The 21,142-nt window shown below is 61.0% G+C and carries 18 protein-coding genes; 14 read left to right on the top strand and 4 right to left on the bottom strand.

Annotated elements, in window-relative coordinates; genetic code table 11:
- The first annotated feature begins 44 nt into the window (after positions 1-44).
- The 7 genes from OLZ32_RS03660 (at position 45) to OLZ32_RS03630 (ending at position 7,880) form a co-directional block, all read left to right on the top strand.
- A complete protein-coding gene (locus OLZ32_RS03660; RefSeq protein ID WP_003539501.1) occupies positions 45-983 on the top strand; it encodes a carbohydrate ABC transporter permease in 939 nt (312 codons plus the stop codon).
- On the top strand, positions 976-1,824 hold the full coding sequence (locus tag OLZ32_RS03655; protein ID WP_003539503.1) for a carbohydrate ABC transporter permease: 849 nt from the start codon (positions 976-978) through the stop codon (positions 1,822-1,824). The genes OLZ32_RS03660 and OLZ32_RS03655 overlap by 8 nt, the downstream gene beginning before the upstream one ends.
- A gap of 22 nt (positions 1,825-1,846) precedes the next feature.
- On the top strand, positions 1,847-2,920 hold the full coding sequence (locus OLZ32_RS03650) for an ABC transporter ATP-binding protein (protein ID WP_264395583.1): 1,074 nt from the start codon (positions 1,847-1,849) through the stop codon (positions 2,918-2,920).
- 409 nt (positions 2,921-3,329) lie between these two features.
- The gene (locus tag OLZ32_RS03645) at positions 3,330-3,926 is read left to right on the top strand and encodes a hypothetical protein (protein ID WP_003539507.1); all 597 of its coding nucleotides are present in this window, start codon (positions 3,330-3,332) and stop codon (positions 3,924-3,926) included.
- Positions 3,927-4,072: 146 nt separating this feature from the next.
- Complete coding sequence (locus OLZ32_RS03640; protein WP_264395582.1) at positions 4,073-4,840, top strand: alpha/beta hydrolase family protein; 768 nt, start codon at positions 4,073-4,075, stop codon at positions 4,838-4,840.
- Between the two features lie 86 nt (positions 4,841-4,926).
- Positions 4,927-5,427 (top strand): GFA family protein, encoded by a 501-nt coding sequence (locus OLZ32_RS03635; protein ID WP_264395581.1) that lies wholly within the window; start codon positions 4,927-4,929, stop codon positions 5,425-5,427.
- Positions 5,428-5,582: 155 nt separating this feature from the next.
- Positions 5,583-7,880 carry a Nal1-like putative serine protease gene (locus tag OLZ32_RS03630; protein WP_264395580.1) on the top strand — a complete coding sequence of 766 codons (2,298 nt, stop codon included), beginning with the start codon at positions 5,583-5,585 and terminating at the stop codon, positions 7,878-7,880.
- A 127-nt stretch (positions 7,881-8,007) separates the two neighbouring features.
- Here OLZ32_RS03630 and kdgD read toward each other — a convergent pair whose 3' ends face one another.
- The 3 genes from kdgD to OLZ32_RS03615 form a co-directional block, all read right to left on the bottom strand.
- Positions 8,008-8,934 carry a 5-dehydro-4-deoxyglucarate dehydratase gene (kdgD, locus tag OLZ32_RS03625; protein ID WP_264395579.1) on the bottom strand — a complete coding sequence of 309 codons (927 nt, stop codon included), beginning with the start codon at positions 8,932-8,934 and terminating at the stop codon, positions 8,008-8,010.
- Between the two features lie 32 nt (positions 8,935-8,966).
- Complete coding sequence (locus OLZ32_RS03620) at positions 8,967-9,941, bottom strand: mannonate dehydratase (RefSeq protein ID WP_003539520.1); 975 nt, start codon at positions 9,939-9,941, stop codon at positions 8,967-8,969.
- A gap of 65 nt (positions 9,942-10,006) precedes the next feature.
- Positions 10,007-10,717, bottom strand: coding sequence for a FadR/GntR family transcriptional regulator (locus OLZ32_RS03615; RefSeq protein ID WP_011651913.1), 711 nt, complete (start codon positions 10,715-10,717; stop codon positions 10,007-10,009).
- 133 nt (positions 10,718-10,850) lie between these two features.
- Between OLZ32_RS03615 and OLZ32_RS03610 the strand changes: the two genes are divergently transcribed.
- From OLZ32_RS03610 to OLZ32_RS03590, 5 genes are read left to right on the top strand one after another with little or no spacing between them, the layout of a single operon-like run.
- A complete protein-coding gene (locus OLZ32_RS03610; RefSeq protein ID WP_264395578.1) occupies positions 10,851-12,446 on the top strand; it encodes an ABC transporter substrate-binding protein in 1,596 nt (531 codons plus the stop codon).
- Between the two features lie 21 nt (positions 12,447-12,467).
- The gene (locus OLZ32_RS03605; protein ID WP_222349698.1) at positions 12,468-13,496 is read left to right on the top strand and encodes an ABC transporter permease; all 1,029 of its coding nucleotides are present in this window, start codon (positions 12,468-12,470) and stop codon (positions 13,494-13,496) included.
- Complete coding sequence (locus OLZ32_RS03600; protein ID WP_003539529.1) at positions 13,493-14,395, top strand: ABC transporter permease; 903 nt, start codon at positions 13,493-13,495, stop codon at positions 14,393-14,395. The genes OLZ32_RS03605 and OLZ32_RS03600 overlap by 4 nt, the downstream gene beginning before the upstream one ends.
- Positions 14,382-15,227, top strand: coding sequence for an ABC transporter ATP-binding protein (locus tag OLZ32_RS03595; protein WP_017988285.1), 846 nt, complete (start codon positions 14,382-14,384; stop codon positions 15,225-15,227). The genes OLZ32_RS03600 and OLZ32_RS03595 overlap by 14 nt, the downstream gene beginning before the upstream one ends.
- Positions 15,224-15,967 (top strand): ABC transporter ATP-binding protein, encoded by a 744-nt coding sequence (locus OLZ32_RS03590; RefSeq protein WP_072638523.1) that lies wholly within the window; start codon positions 15,224-15,226, stop codon positions 15,965-15,967. Before OLZ32_RS03595 ends, OLZ32_RS03590 begins: the two co-directional genes overlap by 4 nt.
- Before the next feature lie 21 nt (positions 15,968-15,988).
- Here the strand turns inward: OLZ32_RS03590 and OLZ32_RS03585 are convergent, their stop codons facing one another.
- Positions 15,989-17,044, bottom strand: coding sequence for a LacI family DNA-binding transcriptional regulator (locus OLZ32_RS03585; RefSeq protein WP_264395577.1), 1,056 nt, complete (start codon positions 17,042-17,044; stop codon positions 15,989-15,991).
- 247 nt (positions 17,045-17,291) lie between these two features.
- On the opposite strand from OLZ32_RS03585, the gene OLZ32_RS03580 reads away from it, so the two are divergent.
- Both OLZ32_RS03580 and OLZ32_RS03575 read left to right on the top strand, forming a co-directional pair.
- On the top strand, positions 17,292-19,814 hold the full coding sequence (locus OLZ32_RS03580) for a hypothetical protein (RefSeq protein ID WP_264395576.1): 2,523 nt from the start codon (positions 17,292-17,294) through the stop codon (positions 19,812-19,814).
- Between the two features lie 65 nt (positions 19,815-19,879).
- Positions 19,880-21,139, top strand: a complete 1,260-nt coding sequence (locus OLZ32_RS03575; RefSeq protein ID WP_264395575.1) for an ABC transporter substrate-binding protein — start codon at positions 19,880-19,882, stop codon at positions 21,137-21,139.
- The last annotated feature ends 3 nt before the right edge of the window (positions 21,140-21,142 follow it).

Raw genomic sequence — 21,142 nt, 5'->3', positions numbered from 1 at the left:
CGGAGCGCCAGCATTGCTGCCGACGAGACGCGAAAGCAGGACCCATGGCCAATATTTCAGTCCCATCGATAACCTCGGCCGCAAGGCCGGCAAAAAGAGCCGCAAACAGCAAGAGCTCGGTTGCACACGACCGGCTGGCGGTGCTGTTGATCTTCCTGCCGCCGGCGCTGCTGCTTTTCACGCTCTTCGTCATCATGCCGATGGGCGAGGCGGCCTGGTACAGCCTCTACAAATGGAACGGCTACGGCACGCCGACCGAGTTCATCGCGCTGCGCAATTTCCAGGTTCTGTTCCGCAATGCGGCCTTCACGCAGGCGCTGGTCAATAACGGCCTGATCATCGTCATCTCGATCTGCATACAGGTGCCGCTCGCCATCTGGCTGGCCACCATGCTGGCACACCGTATTCCCGGTGTCGTCGGCTACCGCCTGATCTTCTTCCTGCCCTATGTGCTGGCGGACGTTGCCGCGGGCCTCATCTGGCGCTTCGTCTATGATGGCGACTATGGCCTGTTTGCCGCCGTTTCCAACTTCTTTGGCTTCGCCAACCCTTACGTGCTCGCCGACAAGGACGTGGCGATCTATGCCGTGCTTGGCGTCATCGTCTGGAAATATTTCGGCTTCCACATGATGCTGTTCATCGCCGGCCTGCAATCCGTCGACAAGAGTGTGCTGGAGGCCGCCGAAATCGACGGCGCCACCGGCTGGCAGAAGTTCCGCTACGTGACGCTGCCGCTGCTCGGCTCGACCTTGCGTCTTTCCATCTTCTTTGCCGTCGTCGGCTCGCTGCAGCTCTTCGACATGATCATGCCGCTGACCGGCGGCGGGCCATCCAACTCCACCCAGACGATGGTCACCTTCCTCTATACCTATGGCGTCATGCGCATGCAGGTCGGCCTCGGCAGCGCCGTCGGCGTGGTGCTCTTCATCATCTGCGTGACGCTCGCCTTCGGTTACAAAAGGATATTCATGCGCCATGACTGATATGAGCTCTTCCATCCGCATGAGCACATCAACACGCGTCTATCTCTACGTGTCGCTGAGCCTGATTGCCGCGATCGTGCTCGTGCCGCTGCTGACGACGGCGCTCGGCGGCTTCAAGACGCTGGGCGACCTGCGCACCAATCCCTTCGGCCTGCCGACGGAGTGGCAATGGGCGAACTACACCGATATCCTCTTCGGTGAACGCTACTGGCTGCAGATCGGCAATTCGCTGGTGATCGCCTCGCTCACCGTCCTCCTGACGTTGATCGTGTCGTCGATGGCGGCTTTCGCCTTTGCGCATGTCCGCTTTTTCGGATCGTCATTCCTGCTCAATTATTTCCTGCTCGGCCTGATGTTTCCGGCGGCGACTGCGATCCTGCCGCTGTTCATCCGCATCCGCGATCTCGGCCTGCTCGATACCTATTGGGGCGTGGTGCTGCCGCAGGTGGCTTTCGGTCTCGGCATGAGCATCCTGCTGTTTCGAAACTATTTCCGCAATCTTCCGGAAGAATTGTTTCAGGCGGCTTTCGTCGACGGCTGCGGTTATCTCAGATTCTTCTGGCATATCTCGTTGCCGCTTTCCCGGCCGATCGTCGCCACCGTCAGCATCATTTCCTTCGTCGGCAGCTGGAACAGCTACATCCTGCCGCTGATCATGCTGAACTCGGAATCGAAATATCCCTGGCCGCTCGGCATCATGGTCTATCGCGGCGAGTACGGCACGGAGTGGCAGCTGGTGCTGGCCTTCATTACGCTGACCATCCTTCCCACCATCATCGTCTTTTTCGTCGCCCAGAGACACATCATCGCCGGTCTGACCGCCGGCGCCGTGAAGTCCTGAGCCGAACTGTTGGAGTACAATCATGGCATCCGTTGAACTCACCGATATCAGCAAGACCTATGGCGCCGTCGATGTCATTCACGGCATCTCGCTTCATATTGAGGATGGCGAATTCGTCGCCCTCGTCGGGCCGTCCGGTTGCGGAAAATCGACGCTGCTCAGAATGATCGCCGGCCTCGAGGAGATCACCGATGGCGAGATCGCTATCGGCGGCAAAGTCGTCAACGCCATGACGCCGCGCGAACGCAACATCGCCATGGTCTTCCAATCCTATGCGCTTTACCCGCACATGACGGTTGCTGAAAACATGGGTTTCAATCTGAAGCTCGCCGGCGTTGCCAAACCGCAGATCGAGGCCCGGGTGGCCGAAGCCGCCCGCATGCTGGATCTCGCCAACCTCCTCGACCGCAAACCGGCCCAGCTTTCCGGCGGCCAGCGCCAGCGCGTCGCCATGGGCCGCGCCGTCGTGCGCAACCCCGCCGTCTTCCTGTTCGACGAGCCGCTCTCCAATCTCGATGCCAAGCTGCGCGTGCAGATGCGCTCGGAAATCAAGACGCTGCACCAGAAGGTCAGGACGACCTCGATCTATGTCACCCACGACCAGATCGAGGCGATGACACTTGCCGACCGCATCGTCGTGCTCAATCAGGGCAGGGTGGAGCAAGAGGGAACGCCACTCGAACTCTACCGGAAGCCCGCCAATCTCTTCGTCGCCGCCTTCATCGGATCGCCGGCGATGAACATGCTCGAAGGCACGGTCGACGGCGAAAACGGTGAGCCCGCCGCCCGCCTCGGCGACGGCACGGCAATCCGCATCGCGCCCGACCGCAAGGTCAAGGCCGGCCAGGCGGTCACCATCGGCCTGCGCCCCGAACATCTCGTTCCAGGCGTCGCCGCCGGCACGCCGCTCGCCGGCCGGACGATGCTGGTGGAACCGACAGGCGCCCAGACCCATGTCGTCTTCGATCTCGCCGGACAGCAGGTAACCGCCATCGTCGACGGCGAATACCCCGCCCGGTACGGCGCCGTCTTCGAGGCCAGCATCACCAGCGATCAGGTCCACGTCTTCGATCGCGGCACCGGCGTGGCGCTGTAGGCGCGCTAGAACCGGTGGGGCATACGAATCCTCGGCCCAGGAGATCGCCGAAACCAGCCCGTCATCCGGCTGCCGCCACCTTTGCCGTGGGTGATCGCAACCATTTCTGAGATGAACAAATCCGATGGTTTCCCCATACAAGGTAATGCCGATATGGCCTCCTGGGCGGAATCGGCCGCAATGTGACCGTCCTTAACGTGACCGAGCGATTGGCACTCACCGGCTATGGACTGATGCCGCGGTTCTAGCCAGCTTCCGGCACTTTTAAACCACCAGCTGTGCTCTATCTGAGGATTTCCTTCTGGAAATAGCTCCACGCCACCGCCTGTGGAGCGCTGGCAATTCGCCAAGAGCAGTCATCAACTGCGAATATTAGTTGCCAATTGATCGCGATATTGGAGGTCAGAGAATGCAGCAACACCACTTGGGGATTTTGATTGGTGGCAGTTCGCATGTTGGAAAATCCACACTGGCAAAGAGCTTGGCTGTCTCGCTTGGTAGGGAACTCATTTCCACCGACAAATTGGGCCGCCACCCCGGTAGACCGTGGCCGACGCTCCGTCCTCAGGTAGCTGAATATTATTCACGTCTCTCCGACGATACAGTGCATTGGTTTTTGAAGGTTCATCACGAGAATATGTGGCCGTACATATGTCAGGTCATCGAAAATCAGAGGCGGCTTTTGAAGCCCTTCATACTTGAAGGGTCAGCACTACGGCCAGAGTATATGACGAAACTCGATCCCAACCTTGTCAGAGCTGTCTTTCTGTACGCAGAAGACGACTTCTTACGTGCCCGCATGATGGAAGAAGCCGGCTACAAGGACGCCACTCAATCGGCGGCTTTGATCATCGATAAATTTGTGGAGCGTTCGATCCGCGACAAGAGGGAAATGTTAGAGGCAGCGCGAGACGCCAAACTTCAGTGTGTTGATGTAGCTTACCCGGAAGCCCTTGAAGCCTTGGCCAAGGAACTCACAGCTGCCTACTCGGTGGCCAATGAATAGGGCGGATAACCAGCTCCTACCTGCTCGAAAGACCGAAACGGACGGATGAGCCGCTAAGCCATTTGGTTTCTCAACGATATCTCCCGCCACCGGACGTTGCCAATGCCACAAGTTGCACTATTGTCTGTTCGGCACGCGAAAACCTGATGGTGGTTATGCCGGTAGTAACTCGACATCTCATTGACCGGGGTGATGGAGCCACGGTCGAGCTTTTTCAAGCTCAAGCCGCAAGCGAAACGCCCGCAGGAGCAATTCTATTTGTCCACGGCAATCAGGGTGGCCGTCTCCTTGGAGGGATAGAGGCGGTCGACAGCGGCGCGTTGCTTCGGTTCTGTTCTGGTTTGAATATCACTGCGGCGGCAGTCTCGCAGCCCGGTTTTGGGGCGTCAGATGGCCCTCCAGATTTCTGCGGCCCCAAAACCCAGCAAGCGATCATAGCTGCTCTCGCTTTCCTGCGGGGCCAGCCTTCCGTCGATCCTGACCGAATTGTTCTCTACGGAAACAGTCGTGGTGCCGTTGCATCGGCCATGGTCGCCACCCAGATTTCTGATCTGCGAGCAGTCATTCTATCCAGCGGTGTCTACGATCTTGAGGTCGCTTATCACGAGAGTTCAGACGGTTTGCGGTGGGCTATCGAGAAAGAGGCGGGCCTATCGAGAGAGGCCTTTCTGGCTCGTTCTGCGTTGCATTATGCGCTCGAAGTTCGGTCTGAGACGCTGTTGCTGCATGGAAAGCATGACGACCGCGCTCCTGTTGCCCAAGCCGAACTCTTCTCAAAAGCTCTGTCCAATGCCGGAGTCTTGGCGACGCTTCACGTCTTTGAGTGTGGACATCAAATTCCAAGGAACCATATGCAGGGAGCTCTCAGGCCCTTTCTGCAAAGGGTGTTCAATCCCGTCGTGACGTACCACTAAGGCAGCATGACAGCTTCGGGCAGCGGGAAAGTGACGAAAACCTAAAGAGATTAAGCCCAAACCCGCCTCTTGAAGGAGGAGAAAAAATGAAACGCATCGAGATGGAGGTGAGCGGCGGCTGCCAGTGTGGTGCCGTGCGCTACCACGCAACCGCTATGCTTGACAATTCGCATCTCTGCCATTGCCGCATGTGCCAGAAAGCCTCGGGCAACATCTTTGCCGCGCTCGTCGCCGCGCCCGATGATGCGCTCAGCTGGACACGCGGCAAGCCAAGCATCTGGAAGAGTTCGGAGATTGTCGAGCGCGGCTTCTGCGCCAATTGCGGCACGCCATTGTTCTTCCACCACCTCGAAAACGGTCGCACCAACCTGATGATCGGTTCGCTTGACGATCCGCACGCCTTCGCGCCGCTTGCCAGTACCTGCACCGAGAACATGGTGGCATGGTTCGATACGATCACGGGCATAGAAAATACCGGTGCGACCGAAAACAACGGCGCCGACTGGGCCGCGGCGATCAAGGAGAGCAACAACCAGCACCCCGATCACGACACCACCTCATGGGCGGTGAGGGGGCCTGATGGCTGAGTGCTATTCCGGCGTTTGCCAGTGCGGCGCTGTCCGTTGCCGCTATTCCGAAAAGCCGTCAAATGCAGATTCAATCGCGGAACTCATGAGGCATTGGCCTAGACGGTGAAGATTGATGGGACGATACTAGTATCGCAATTCTGTTGGGGGGCAGCATGGCTACGAAACGTCTTGGTGGAGTCTACGACCAACTCTCGTTGCGCGATCTTCTCGATGCGAGGGACCAGTACCACATCCACCTCATGCGCCACGCGAACGTGGTCGCGACGGCTATCGGTCTCTACCGCATCCGCACCAAAGATAGTTGGCCGACCGAGCGCGGCGAGGGCAAAGTCCACGGCACTTATGCGCGCACGCTCGCGAACTCGCAAATTCGCTACTACTCCTGGCCAGCGATACTCGTTTTCGTCGAGCGCTGGGTTCCGGAAAAGGACCTGAAGCCAGGCGACTTCGTGCCGAAGACGCTCTACCTGCCGGACGGCCGCAGCGTTCCGGTATGCGTGATTGAAGCGCCCAAGGAGGACAGGAACGAGACCCGTCCGCTCAACACGGTCTTTCCGGTCAACAATATCGGCGGCGGGTGGCCCGTCATCGCGCGTAATCAGGGCCAGGACTACGCTGCCACGATCGCGTGCCTGGTGAGCGATGGTCACACCGTCTATGCCCTCACGAACCGACATGTGGCCGGCGAAGCGGGTGAGATCATCTATTCGCGGCTAGGCGGCAAGGAGCAACGCATTGGCGTAAGCTCCGAGAAGCACCTGACGCGCGCCTTGTTCGCGACGCACTACCCCGGCTGGCCGGGCCGCGACGTCTACGTCAATCTCGATGTCGGCCTTATCGACATCGACAATCTCGACCTTTGGACCGCCGAAATCCGCCATGTCGGCCAAATGGGAAAGATGGTCGACCTCTCCGTCCATACCATTTCGTTGGCGCTCATCGGTCGCGACGTTCGTGGCACCGGTGCGGCGAGCGGTGAGATGGAGGGCGAGATAGCCGCGCTCTTTTACCGCTACAAGACCAATGGCGGGTTTGAGTACGTCGCTGACCTGCTCATCGGCCCCCGTCCCGCTGAGGACAGCAAGGCGAAAGAACCCACGTTCGCAACCCATCCCGGTGATTCAGGAACACTCTGGCTTCTCGAGCCCGACGACGAGGACAAATCGACCAAGTCCAAGGCCAAGCACAAGGACTACCGGCCGCTGGCCATGCAGTGGGGCCGAAACATGCTCTATTCGGCCGGCGAAGCGCGCCCGCAGAGCTATGTATTGGCAACGCTCCTGTCGCGTGTGTGCGCCGAGCTAGACGTCGACCCGGTTCGCAACTGGAATCTTGATCAGCCTGACACATGGAGTGCCATCGGTCACTTCTCGATCGCCAATCGCGCCCAGGTGGCGCTGTCGAACCGGTCGCCGAAACTCAACACGCTGATGAAAAACAATGCCGACATCATCAGTCACGATGACGCCACCATCCTTGCGGGGGAGTTCTCAGGAATGGGTTCGGCGGATTTTGTGGCGCTGGCGGATGTGCCGGACTTCTATTGGAAGCCACGCATCGCCAAGCAGGGTTTCGCCCGCACCTTCGAGGGGCCTAATCACTTCGCCGACATGGACCAGCCCGATCCCAATGGGAAGACTCTCCTGGAACTTTGCAAGGACGACCCGACCACGTTCATCGACCCCCGAAAATGGGCAGCCTTTTACGACTCAGTCACCGATCTTGAGAGCGGCGACGCGATCGCCGAGAAGTATCGCGGGCTGCTGCCATTCCGGGTCTGGCAAACATTCGACGCGATGGCCGAGTTCGCCGCCGCCAACAAGCCCGGGCAATTCGTCTGCGCCGCGGGCACGCTCACCCACTACATCGGGGATGCGTGCCAGCCGCTCCATATCTCATATCTGCACGACGGCGATCCGCTGCGCCTGGTCGAGTACACCTTCACGCGCGGCGAGCGGAAGGGCCAGACCGAGATGCGACGTTTCGGCGAAGGCGTCCATGGGGGGTATGAAGACGCCATGATCAGCGCCTTCCGTGAAAAGGTCCTGGCCGGTCTGCTCAATACCCCAAAAACCGAAGCTGGGGAGATGATCACGACCGGCTTCGAGGCTGCCAAGCTAACCATTGAGATGATGCGCAAGACCTTCACCTCAATTCCGCCGATGGCCGTCGTCAACGAGTTCGGCAACTTTGTGGGCAAGCCGAAGGAGCGCGCGGAGCACCTATGGCGAAAGTTCGGAAACAAGACCATCAAGAACATGCAAAGCGGCGCCCACCTGCTGGCGGTCCTGTGGGAGAGTGCGTGGGCCGCTGGCAACGGTGACACGAACGTTGCCTCGACAGCGGGACTGACCAAAGATCAGGCGATGGCCATCTGCGCCGACTTCGATTTTATTCCCTCAGTTAGCATCTCGCGGATTGGGGCGCTTCTGAAGCCTCCGATGATCTAGCAGCAGTCCCTATGGTAGTAGGCCGTCAGTCCACAACGCGCCTCATTAGGGTCATCAAGCCACCGGCCGCAGTTGCTGCGAACCGGACAGCCGCCGGGCCACCCCGGCGGCCGACTGCCGCGATATATTATTCCGCCGCGATCCGTGTGACGCCGTTGGCCTGGACGATCTTTTCCAGCAGCACGAGCTCTTCCTGGGTAAGATCTGTCAAAGGCGGGCGCACGGGGCCGGGATTCTGCCCGAGGACGCGAAGGCCGGCCTTGATGATCGAGACGGCGTATCCCTTCTTGCGGTTGCGCAAGGCGACGAAGGGGAAGAAGAAGCCTTTGAGGATCTCGTCGACAGTTGCCTGATCGCCGGTGCGCAAGGCGCCGTAAAAGCGCTGGGCAAGCGCGGGCACGAAGTTGAAAACGGCCGATGAATAGGTCGTCACGCCTGCCGCGAAATAGGCTTGCGCATAAACCTCATGGGTCGGCATGCCGCCGACGTAGACGAGACGGTCGCCAAGCAGGGTGGTGATCTCGATCACCTTGTCGACATCGCCGACGCCGTCCTTGAAGCCGATCAGGTTCGGGCATTCCTCCGCCAGGCGCGCGATGCTGTCGGCGGTCAGGACGGCGTTGTCGCGGTTATAGACGATGACGCCGATGCCGACCGATTGGCAGACTGCCTTGACGTGGGCGATGAGACCCGCCTGTTCGGCAAACATCAGATAGGGCGGCAGCAGCAGCAGTCCGTCCGCGCCGGCCTTCTCGGCCGCGACTGCGATCTCGATGGCGAGCGATGTACCGTAGCCGGTTCCCGAAATGATCGGCGTCTTGCCGGCCGACGCCTTGGCGGCCCGGACAACCTGCGGAATCTCGGCCGGATTGAGGGAGAAGAACTCCCCGGTGCCGCCGGCGGCAAACAGTGCAGCAGCGTCATAACCGGAAAGCCACTCGACGTGACGGCGGTATTTGCCTTCGTCGAATTTGAGTTGATCGTCGAAATGGGTCACCGGAAACGACAGGAGACCACTACCGACGGCCTTCTTCAATTCAATCGGGTTCATCATGAAGTCCTATTCTTGACGTGTTGAAAACCGGCTCACTCGCTCTCGAGCACTTGCAGAAGTGCGGCGATATAGCCGTAGCAGAAGGCAAATGCGGTGGCGGTTGGATCCTTGCCGCTGACGGTCGGCACATGGTCGGGCATCAGCATGTATTTGAAGCCCACTTCCTTGTAGATCCTGGCCGAGCGGACCATGTCCATGTCGCCTTCTTCAGGGAAGGTCTCCATGAAGGACAGCTTGCCGCCGCGAATATTGCGGAAGTGAACATTGAAGATCTTGCCGCGCTGGCCGAACCAGCGGATGACATCGTCGATTTCCTTGCCGGGATTTTCCAGCATCTCGCCGATCGAACCCTGGCAGAAATTGAGGCCGTGATACGGGTTTTCACGCATCAGCACGAATTTCTTCAGGCCTTCCACCGTACCCAGCACCCGCGTGACGCCGCGATAACCCGGCGGCGTATAAGGATCGTGCGGATGGCAGGCGAGCCGGACGCGGTTGCTTGCAGCGACAGGAACGACGCGTTCGAGGAAATAGTCGATCCGCTCCCAGTTTTCGTCCTCGGAAAGCACGCCGGCAAGGCCGGGCTCGGCCTGCTGGTCCGTCTTGTCCCAGCGGAAGCTCGCATTCAGCGATCCGCCGCGTCCCGGTTCATCCGGCGTACGGGGAATGCCGATCAGGTTGAGATTATACTTCACCGCAGGAATGCCGGCGGCTGCGGCATTCTCGATCAGCTTGCAGACGGCGTCGATCTGTCTGTCGCGCTCGGGGCCGGCAAGCAGGATATCGGGATAGGAAGCCTTCTCGATCGGCTGCGAGGGTAGGGGCAACTGGATCATGTCGAGGATCAGGCCGAAGCTTTCGACTTTGTCGCGATGACGTTCGAGATCGGAGAGCGTCCAGCTGCTCGGCTTTCCCGGCGGGTCGGCGTTGATATGCTTCACACCCAGTTGCGCGAAGATACGATAATCGTCGTCATCCCGCGCTGCGACCTGTGTTCCCAGATACATTTGAGTCTCTTTCGAAATTACACAATGTCATATGACATAATATGAATTTTGAAGAGTGTCGAGCCCTATTGCTGCTCGGCGAGCATGCGGTAGCGGCGTTGGCTGGCCAGCATATGGGCGCGCATTGCCTGGCGGGCGCGTTCGGGATCCTGATCGGCGATTGCCGAGAGGATTTCGACATGTTCGGCATAAACCTTCTGAAGATAGCTGCGGTCATTGGCCTCAGGCAGCGTCGGAAACTGGCCGCGGGGGATGGCTCTGGGGCCGAAATGGCGCAGCACATCGACATAGAATCGGTTGTTCGTGGCGGCGGCAATCGCCATGTGGAAGGCGTAATCCGCCTCCACCGTTTGCTGTCCGGTTTCGATCAGGTGCGCCATTCTGCGGTTGGCTTCGCGAATCGCCGCCTCTTGCTCGGCCGTGCGGCGATAGGCGGCAATTGCCGCCGCTTCACCCTCGGCCGCCATGCGAAACTCCAGCAATTCCAGGGTTTCCGGAATGCTTTTGATCTCCACCGGCGTTAGTGACAGGACCGAATGCGCCTTCGGATCCGCGACGAAGACGCCTTTGCCCTGGATAGGCTTGACGAAGCCTGCAGACCTCAGATCGGCAATGGCCTCGCGCACCACGGTGCGGCTGACGCCGAATGTCGCTTCAAGCTGCGGCTCGGTCGGCAGCTGGTCGCCGACCCGTAGCTTCCCCGTCTCGATCTGCGCCCGCAACTGATCGATGACCTGCTGCGCCAGTCTTTGCCGGCCACCGCCGAGTGTCGTCATTGTCCGTTCCCCCAATCCCTTTGCATCACGTCTCCCGCTCGGGTCTTGCAAATCATATCAGACTTCGATAAATCATAATACGACATACGGGCGACATAATATGTCTTTTATAGTAGTCTAGGGAGGACTGACAATGAAGCATTTTTCTAAGGGCTTGTTCGTCGGCGCCGTGATCGGCGCCCTGACGATCGCTGCACCGCTCTCGCAGGCCGCCACCCCGCAGGACCAGCTGGTGGTCGGCACATCGCTGGCGCAGGTTCTGTCGCTGGATCCGCAGCAGGCGACCGAAGGCAAGGCGGTCGAGATCATGTCGAATCTGTACGATCGGCTGGTCGCCAGCACGGCTGATGGTAAGATCCTTCCGCAGCTGGCGGAAAGCTGGAAGGTTGACGACAAGGGCATCACCTTTACGCTGCGCAAGGCCAATTTCGCCTCCGGCAACCCGGTCACCTCGAAGGATGTCGTCTATTCGCTGGCGCGGCTCCTGAAGATGGACCAGGCCGCCGCCGCCAACCTCAAGCGCGTCGGTTACGACAAGGACAATGTCGAAAAGCTCGTCAAGGCCGTCGATGATCAGACGGTGCGGATCGATCTCTCCGAGCAGGTGACGGCAGAGCTTCTGCTCTACCGGCTGACGACGACGACGACCAGCGTGGTCGACAGCGTCGAGGTCGAGAGCCACGCCGTCGATAACGACTACGGAAACGCCTGGATGCGAACCCATTCGGCCGGCTCCGGTCCGTTCACCCTCAATCGCTGGTCTCCGAACGAACTGGTGATCCTCGATGCCAACAAGGACTATATGGCCGGCGCGCCGAAGATGCGCCGCGTCATCGTCCGGCATGTGCCTGAAAGCCAGGTCGAGCGGCTGATGCTCGAACGCGGCGATATCGATATTGCCAGCGCGCTGACCGCATCGGATCTTGCGACCTTCCAGGACAAGAAGGGCTTTGCCATCCAGCGTATTCCGACGGGCGGTTTCTACGTGCTGTCGATGAATGCCGGCAACAAATACCTCGCCAACCCGAAGGTTCGCGAAGCCATTGCCTATGGCATCGACTACAAGGGCATCGAAAAGACGATCATGGGCCCTTACGGCCGGGCCAGAAACGTTCCCGTTCCGGAGAATTTCGAATACGCCATCCCGAACCCCGATTGGCATCTCGACGTCGAAAAGTCCAAGCAGCTGCTGAGCGAGGCAGGTTTCAAGGACGGCTTCTCGCTGTCGCTGAAGACCATCGCGCAAACGCCGCGCATCGATCTGGCCACCGCCATCCAGGCATCGCTTGCCCAGATCGGCATCAAGATCGACATCCAGCAGGGCAACGGCTCGGAAATCATCGCCGCCCATCGCGCCAGGGATTTCGATCTGCTGATCCCGCAGACCAGCGCCTATATGCCGAACGTTCTCGGTTCGATGGAGCAGTTCTCCTCCAATCCCGACAACTCGAAGGAAGCCAACAATGCCGGCAACTTCGTCTGGCGCTCGGCCTGGGACATCCCGGAACTCACGGCCCTGACGGCGAAAGCATCGATGGAGCCGGACGCCAAGAAGCGTGGCGAAATCTATGTTCAGATGCAGAAGATGTTCGTCGAACAGAAGCCTGCGGTGCTTCCGCTCTTCGAGCGCTTTGAGCCGATCGTCCTCAACAGCAAGGTCGAGGGATATGTGGGGCACCCGTCTCAGCTGACGCGTCTCGAGAACGTGACCAAGGTCGAAACCCAGTAATACTTCCCAGGACAGCCGATCATGAAGGAACTCTCCGTAGCCGAATTTGGCCGACGCCTGGCGCATTTGCTGGTCAGCCTGTTCATCCTCTTATGTGTGACCTTCGTGATCGGCCGCGTCTTGCCCACCGATCCGGTCGGCGCAATCGTCGGCGAGCTCGCCGATCCCTCAGCCTATGCGGCGATGCGGGCGCGTCTGGGGCTCGATCTGCCGATCTACCAGCAGTTTTTCCTCTATCTGAACGGGTTGGCGCATGGTGATTTCGGCACGGCCGTCCTCACCGGCAATCCCGTCTCTTCGGATCTTGCCCAAGCCTTTCCGGCGACGTTTGAACTCGCGACGCTGGCGGTGATCATTTCGACCTTCGTTGGTGTCCCGCTCGGACTGGTCGCAGCGCTGTTTCGCGACAGTTTCATCGACAAGACGGCCCGCGTGGTCGCGCTCGTCGGTCATTCGATCCCGGTTTTCTGGTTCGGCATCGTCGGCCTTGTCATCTTCTATGCCGGCCTTAACTGGGTCGGCGGGCCGGGTCGGATCGATGTCTTCTACGAAGGCCTCGTCACGCCGCGCACCGGGCTGTTGTTGATCGACAGCCTGCTGCAGGGCGAGACGGAAATCTTCTGGAATGCACTCGGCCATATCATTCTTCCGGCCGTCATCCTTGCCTATGCGGCGATGGCCTACATCACCCGCATGACGCGCAGCTTCACCCTGGAGCAGTTGAGCCAGGATTATGTCATTGCGGCCCGAGCCAAGGGTGTAAGCCCGCTCGGCACGATCTGGCACCACGTCCTGCCGAACATTGCGGTGCAGCTGATCACCATCCTGGCCATTTCCTATGGCGGTCTGCTCGAAGGCGCTGTCGTGACCGAGATCGTTTTCTCCTGGCCCGGCATTGGCCAGTACATGACGAACGCGCTGATGATCGGCGACATGAACGCCATCGTCGCCGGCACCATCATTGTGGGATTCATTTTCATGCTGTTGAACTTCCTGGCCGACGTCGCTTACGCCGTCTTTGATCCGCGCATGCGGGAGGCGGCCCGATGAGCGATGTCATCCGCAGCGAAATAGAGATCCGCCCTCCAAGTGTGTCGACCCGAATCGCGGCGTCGTTTGCGCGCGCCGGCCGCAAATTGGCCCACGAGCCGCTTGGTCTTGCCGGTTTCGTCATCCTTGGTCTGCTTTGCTTGATCGCGATCTTTGCGCCGCTCCTGGCGCCCTACGATCCGGTCATACAGTCGCTTGGCGATGCCTTGCAGCCGCCGAGCCTCGCGCACCTGGCAGGCACGGACGAATTCGGCCGGGACATCTTGAGCCGCCTCATCTTCGGCACGCGCATCACCATCCAGACCGTGCTGTCGATCTCCTTGATCGTCGGCCCGATCGGCCTGTTGATCGGCGTTGTCGCTGGTTTCTTCGGAGGGCGCACCGATGCGCTGCTGATGCGCGCCACCGATATCGTTCTCTCTTTCCCGTCGCTGATCCTGGCCCTGGCTTTTGCTGCGGCACTCGGCGCCGGCTTGACCACCGCAATCATCGCGATCTCGCTGACCGCATGGCCGCCGATTGCGAGGCTCGCGCGCGCCGAGGCGCTTGTCGTCAGAAACGCCGATTATGTGGTCGCCGCCCGCCTTTACGGCGCATCGCCGATGCGCATCCTTCTTCTCTATATCGCGCCGATGTGCGTTCCCTCCGTCATTGTTCGCCTGACGCTCAACATGGCGGGTATCATTCTGACGGCGGCTTCGCTTGGCTTCCTCGGGCTTGGCGCTCAGCCGCCGGCGCCGGAATGGGGCGCGATGATCTCCAGCGGCCGCAAGTTCATGCTCGATTATTGGTGGGTTGCCGTCATGCCGGGTATCGCCATCCTCCTCACCAGCCTTGCCTTCAACATCGCCGGAGATGCTCTGCGCGACCTTTTGGATCCCCGCCATGCAAGATCGTGATCTGCAGCCCGTTCTTTCCGTCGAAGGATTGACCGTCCGTTTCGGCCGAGGCGCCGTGCCTGCTGTCTCCAATGTCAGCTTCGACGTCGGGCGCGAACGTGTCGGGATCGTCGGAGAATCCGGTTCCGGCAAATCGACGACCGGTCGCGCCATCATGCGTCTTCTGCCGCCGGCCGCGGTGGTCTCCGCCGAACGCATGGATCTTAGCGGCGATCCGCTGCTTTCGAAGTCCGAGCGTCAGATGGGCGCGCTGCGGGGCAAGGATATTGCGCTGATCATGCAGGATCCGCGCTATTCGCTGAATCCGGTGCTTTCGATCGGTAAACAGATCGCCGAAGCTGCCCGCCTTCACCTCGGTCTTCACAAGAAACAGGCGTTTGAGGCTGCCCGCGCCATGCTGGAGCGCGTGCGCATCAGCGATGCGGAGCGGGTCATGGCGCTTTATCCGCATCAGATCTCGGGCGGCATGGGCCAGCGCGTGATGATCGCCATGATGCTGCTGGCGCGGCCGAAGCTTGTCATCGCCGACGAGCCGACCTCGGCGCTAGATGTCAGCGTCCGAAAGGACGTGCTGCTGCTGCTCGATGAGTTGGTGCGCGAGAACAATTCCGGACTGCTGTTGATCAGCCACGACATTCGCATGGTGGCAGCCTTTTGTGAGCGCATCATCGTCATGTATGCCGGCCGGATCGTCGAGACCCTGACCCGTCTCGAGGATGCTCGCCATCCCTATACCCGCGGGCTGATCGCTGCGCTGCCCGACCCCAGGAACCCGGTTCGCCGGCTTGCTGTTCTCGACAGGACGAAACTCGGTCTGGAGATGGCGCAATGATCAATGTGCGTGACCTCGATGTTGTCTTTGCCTCCGGCAAATCAAGCAACCATGTCGTCAGGGGCATCAGTTTTCAGGTCGGCCAGGGGGAGACGCTCGGCATTGTCGGTGAATCCGGATGCGGCAAATCGACGGTGCTGCGGTGCCTCGCCGGCATGGAGGCCGGTTGGACCGGTCACATCGAGCTTGGCGGCAAACCGATCGGCAAGAAGCGCTCCCGCGAGGAGCTGAAATTTGCCCAGATGGTGTTTCAGGACCCTTACGGCTCCCTGCATCCGCGCCATCGTATCGGCACCGCCCTGGCGGAACCGCTGCGCGCCATGCGCCATTCCGACATCTGGTCCAAGGTCGAGAGAGCGTTGATCCAGGTCGGTTTGCCGGCGAGCTTCGCAAACCGTTTTCCGCATGAGCTTTCCGGCGGCCAGCGGCAGAGGGTGGCCATCGCCCGGGCCCTGATCCTGTCGCCGCCCATCCTGTTGCTCGATGAGCCGACCTCGGCGCTCGACGTCTCGGTCCAGGCGGAAATCCTCAACCTGCTGGCCGACCAGCGCGAGGAAAAGGGCCTGACCTATCTGCTGGTCAGCCATGACCTCGCGGTCATCGCCCATATGTGCGACCGGGTGCTGATCATGAAGAATGGTTGCTTCGTCGACGAACTCACCAAAGCGGATCTGCAGGCCGGCACCACGCATGATGCCTATGCGCGGGAACTGTTCGAAGCGAGTTTCATCGAGGCTTGATATCCTCGATCGCGGTGTGGTTCAGCGCCCCTCCGTCACAGCAGACACATGCCTGACCGCCGCGACGCTGCCCCTTTCGACGAGATGGCAGGCAAGCTCGACCCGCCGCCGTGGGGCCGCAAGGCCGAGCATCATGTCGCGCAGCAGATCGAGCGCGGTGGCGCCAAGTTCGCGCATCGGAATATGCACCGTCGAGAGCGGCGGATTGAGAAAGGCCGACTGCGGCAGGTCGTCTATGCCCATGACGGAGATGTCCTGCGGCACCGCATAACCCATCGCCTGCAATCCGCGCACCGCGCCATTGGCAAGACTGTCGCCCGCCGTCAGGATGGCGGTGAAGGGGAGGCCTTTTTCTCGGACAAGACGGGTGACCGCTTCGGCGCCGAGTTCCGGCAGCCAGTCGTCGACTTCGAGCACCAGATCGGCATCGGCCGTCAGCCCATGGTGCTGCAGGGCATCGCGCCAGCCCTCCAGACGCCGCTCGATCGTCCGCCGCCCCGGCCTCAGCATGAACAGGATGCGTTGATGCCCGGCCTTGATCAGCCGCTCGGCGGCGATGAAGGCGGCCGAACGGTTGCAGGGCGTAACGCTCGAAAGCCGCATATAGGGATCGTCGCTGTTGACGAGCACGACGGGCTTTCCGAGATCGGCGGCCGCCGCCAGCATCTCCTCCTCGTCGACGGTCAGGATCAGCATGCCGCCGAAGCTCGGATCATCACGCATCTCGGCGACGACGCGGGCTTCATCCCCCTTGTCGGCGACAGGGCGCATCGCCAGTTCGATGCCGAGGGCGGCCGCGCGCGCATTCAATCCTTCGAGCACATAGAGCGTGAACTGGTTGCGGACATAGTCGATCATCGCCGCGCCGGAGGCGACGAGCATGACCTTCTTGCCGGCAACGCTCGCCGGCAGGGCGTAGCTGACCGCACTTGCCGTTTCCAGCACCAGCTTGCGGATCTCCGGCCTGACGCCCTTTTCGCCGGCCAGCGCACGCGACACCGTGCTGATCGAGACGCCGCATCTGGCGGCAATGTCGTCGAGGCGCGTACGCCTGCCTTTTTTCTCTTCCGCCGCCATGTCATCTCCTCGCTCCAGACTACTATGCAAAAATCTTTCAGATTGCGCAAATGGAATGCCTATGCACAATTGTTGCCTGAGGAGTCCGCGACGAGCGGCAGAGCAGGGAGGCTTTGAAGATGCGGCTAGAGGGCCAATCCATGCGCCGGCGTTTTACCCGGCGTCTCAAGGATCGAGCATGATGCCGAAAAGTGTGAGCGGTTTTCGGGCGACATCATGCTCCAACTGTTCTGGGGCGGGCTGAAATATGACCACTGAGCAGCAATCCCATCTCCGCCGCGCAACGGCGAAGGATAGCCCGATCGCCTACTGGCAGCTCGCCAACCTGTGGCAGGAGCGCTATGACGTCGCCGACCGTCCGATGGACGGCAGCATGGATCCCTTCTTCTTCGTCACCAAGACGAAGAACTTCATCCCGCATGAATATCCCTGCCGCGCCGAATTCAAAAAATCCTTCTCCGGCCGGCGGCCGCAACCGGCTGTCGAATTCGAGGCCGCCCGCTGGTGGCTTCCCTTTGCTTCCCCGCGTGTCGATCTCTCTGGCTTCTGGTTTCGCCCGACGCGCATCGGCTGCTGGGCGCGCACCTTCCTTGATGCCCGCTCAGTGGGGCGTGCCACGCTTCGCCTGTCGACCTGCGGCGGCTCGATCCTCTTCGTCAATGGTCGCGAGCAGGGCTTCATGGCGCCTTACCAGCGCAATCTCGAAGCCGAGCAGCTGTTCGAGGTCGATCTCGTGGCCGGCCTCAACGAGATCCGCGTCTATTTCGACGATCTCGCCGAGCGCGACGCCCGCTTCTATTTCCAGCTGGATTATGTCGAAGGACCGGAAGTTGAAACCGCCGTGCCCGTTCCCATCGCCGCCGGCGATGCGGATGCGCTGGAGGTCATCCTCGAAGGCATGCGCTTCGACCGCACTGCCTATCTCGGCGAAGACGTGACGATCCTTTTCCCCGCGCCGCTGCCGGTGGCGCTGAGCTGCCATGCCGAGATCGAAGGCGATTTCATGTCGATCGAGCGCTTCGACTATGATTTCGAGCTGGAAGCGGGAGCAACCAAGCTGGCGCTCGGAACCTCGGCTGATATGCCCGCCGATTTCCGCCATTTCCGGATCACCTTCAAAACAGGCGAGCTTTCGCTCGGTCGCACGCTCGGCGTCGAGATCTGTCATCCCCAACGCCAGGGGGAAGCGCCCGCCGCCCTGGAGGACCGCGTCGCCGAGGCGCTGGCTGAGGTCGCCGGCCATTCCGAGCCCGACACGGTCTGCGCTTTCGCGCGCCTTGCGCTGGGGCAGGGCGGCGAGGAAACCGAGGCGATGATCTCGGCCATGCTGCCGGTCATCGAGGATTGTCACGACTGCGCCGATTTCGTGCTGGTGCCGCTGCTCTTTGCCTATACGCGCTGGAGCGATCTGCTGTCACCTGCGCTGCGCGACAGGATCGAGCACGCCGTCCTCAATTACCGCTTCTGGATGGATGAGCCCGGCAACGACGTTCAGTGGTATTTTTCGGAAAACCACGCGCTTCTCTTCCATACCGCGGCCTATCTCGGCGGCAGGCTGTTCCCAGATGCCGTCTTCGTCCGCTCCGGCCGCACCGGCGCCGAGCAGATGCAGGTCGGCGAAGAGCGTGTTCGCGCCTGGCTCGATCATTTCGAGCGCTGGGAAATGGCCGAGTGGAATTCCGTTCCCTATTTCCCGATCGATCTCAAGGGGCTGACGGCGCTGGCCGCCTGTGCGCCGGATGAGACGATCCGCAACCGCGCGAGTGCCAGCATCGTCCGCCTGATGGAGATCGTCGCCCGCTCGGCCCATCACGGCATGCTGACCGGCAGCCAGGGCCGCTCCTACGAACACACACTGCGCCCCGGCCGCTCGGTCGAACTCTCCGCTATCGCCCGGCTGCTCTGGGGCCGCGGCTGGTACGGCCGGCGTGTCCACGCTTTGCCGCAGCTTGCCGTCTGCATTCGCGATCATGGCCTGCGTTTTCCAGAAGCGCTTTCGGCCATTGCGGCGCACCAGTCCGACGACGCGCAGGAATGGACCTTTTCCCAGGGCGAGAACCGCTTCGCCGCCCTCTACCACTATAAGACCCGCGAGACCGCGCTCGGCACCATCGCCCATTATCGCCCGGGTGCCTGGGGCTATCAGGAAACGGTGCTGCATCTGCGCTTGGGCGACCGGCCGGAAGCGCAGATCTGGATCAACCATCCCGGCGAGACCATCCAGTTCGGTTATGGGCGGCCGAGCTTCTGGGGTGGCTGCGGAACGCTGCCGCGCGTACATCAGTATCGCGATCTGGCGATTCTCGATTTCGAGATCCATGAGGGCCAGCCGGATTTCACCCATGCCTGGTTCCCGCTCGAGGCCTTCGACGACACGGTGGTCGACGGCAATCTGGCGCTCGCCCGCTCCGGCAACGGCATTGCGATGCTGATCGGCAACGGCGCACTGGAGCCGGTAAAACAAGGCCCGACGACGGATATCGAGCTGCGACTGGCCGGCCGCAAGGGCCGCTGGATCGTCCGTCTCTCCGATATCGGGCGCGAGGGTGGCCTTGACGGCATGCAGGCGCGTTTCACCACGCTTTCGGCCCGCCGCGACGACGAGGGCGCATTGATCGTTATCGATCCGGATTATGGCCGGGTCGTCTTCGAAGAAGACGGCACCGTGCGCGCCGAAGGCCGCATTCTTCGCCCGACGGACTGGTCGGTGCGGGGAGACGCGGTACATCTGAAGATACCGGGCAGGCAGCCTCGGCGCGCGGCCTCGTAGACGACGTGTCCGGCAGGTGGAGGACCGGCCGGACGCAGGAATTGATCGATCAAGAGGAGGAAAAAATGACCAGAATGAAATCGATCGGCGCGGCTTTTGCTGCAGTTCTCTTGAGTTCTGTTGCCGCCCATGCCGGCGACGTGCGCATCATGTGGTATTCCGACGGCGGCGAAGGCGAGGTGATCAAGGATCTGCTGTCGCGCTTCTCGAAGGCCAATCCCGACGTCAACGTCATCCTCGACGAGGTCTCCTATGACGTCGTCAAGGAACAGCTGCCGGTGCAGCTCGAAGCCGGGCAGGGGCCGGATATCGCCCGCCTCACCAACCTGAAGGCGCCGGCCCAGCACTGGCTCGATCTTCGGCCCTACCTCACCGACGCGAAATACTGGGAGGACAATTTCGGCGCCCAGGCCGACTGGATGCGTCCGGACGGCTCGAACGCCATCACCGGCTTCATGACGCAGCTGACGCTGACCGGTGGCTTCGTCAACAAGACGCTGTTCGAGCAGGCTGGCGTCGAAATCCCCGGCCCGAAAGCCACCTGGGACGACTGGGCGGCGGCCGCCAAGAAGGTCGCCGACAGCCAGAAGGTCTTCGCCATGGCGATCGACCGCTCCGGCCACCGCGTCTCCGGCCCGAACATCTCCTACGGCGCCAACTATATCGCCGCTGACGGCAAGCCGGCGCCGATCGATCAGGGCGCCAAGGACTTCCTCAGCCGCTTCGTCAAGTGGAACGAGGACGGCATCATCAACAAGGATGTCTGGGTCAGTGCTGCCGGCACCACCTACCGCTCCGCCGCCGAAGACTTCATCAATGGCGGCCTTGCCTATCTTTATTCGGGCAGCTGGCAGATTTCGGGCTTCGCCCAGAAGATCGGCGACAATTTCGACTGGGTGATGGCGGGAAGCCCCTGCGGCACGGCCGCATGCTCCGGCATGCAGGGCGGCGCCGGTCTGGTTGCCGTCAAATACACCAAGAACCCGAAGGACGTCGCCAAGGTGATGGATTACCTGGCAGGCGCCGACGTGCAGAAGGAATTTGCCGAACGCAGCCTGTTCATTCCCGCGCATAAGGGTGTCGCCGCCGGCGAAATGAGCTTCAAGACCGACAATCCGCACGTGCAGGCGGCGCTGAAGGCCTTCGTCGAAGCGGCCGGCCAGACGGCGGCCCCCGCCATGAAGCTGCCGGGCTGGAAGTGGTCGGACGCCTATTACAGCGCCATCGTCGCCCGCATCAGCCAGGTGATCGCCGGCGAAATGAAGCTCGACGACGCCTATGCCCGCATCGACGAGGACATCAAGGCCAAGGTCGCCGGCAACTGACGG

It is taken from the genome of Rhizobium acaciae, from assembly GCF_025941625.1.
GTDB lineage: Bacteria > Pseudomonadota > Alphaproteobacteria > Rhizobiales > Rhizobiaceae > Rhizobium > Rhizobium acaciae.
The sequence above is the reverse complement of the archived record's forward strand: the minus strand, read 5'-3'. Positions and strand labels throughout refer to the sequence as shown.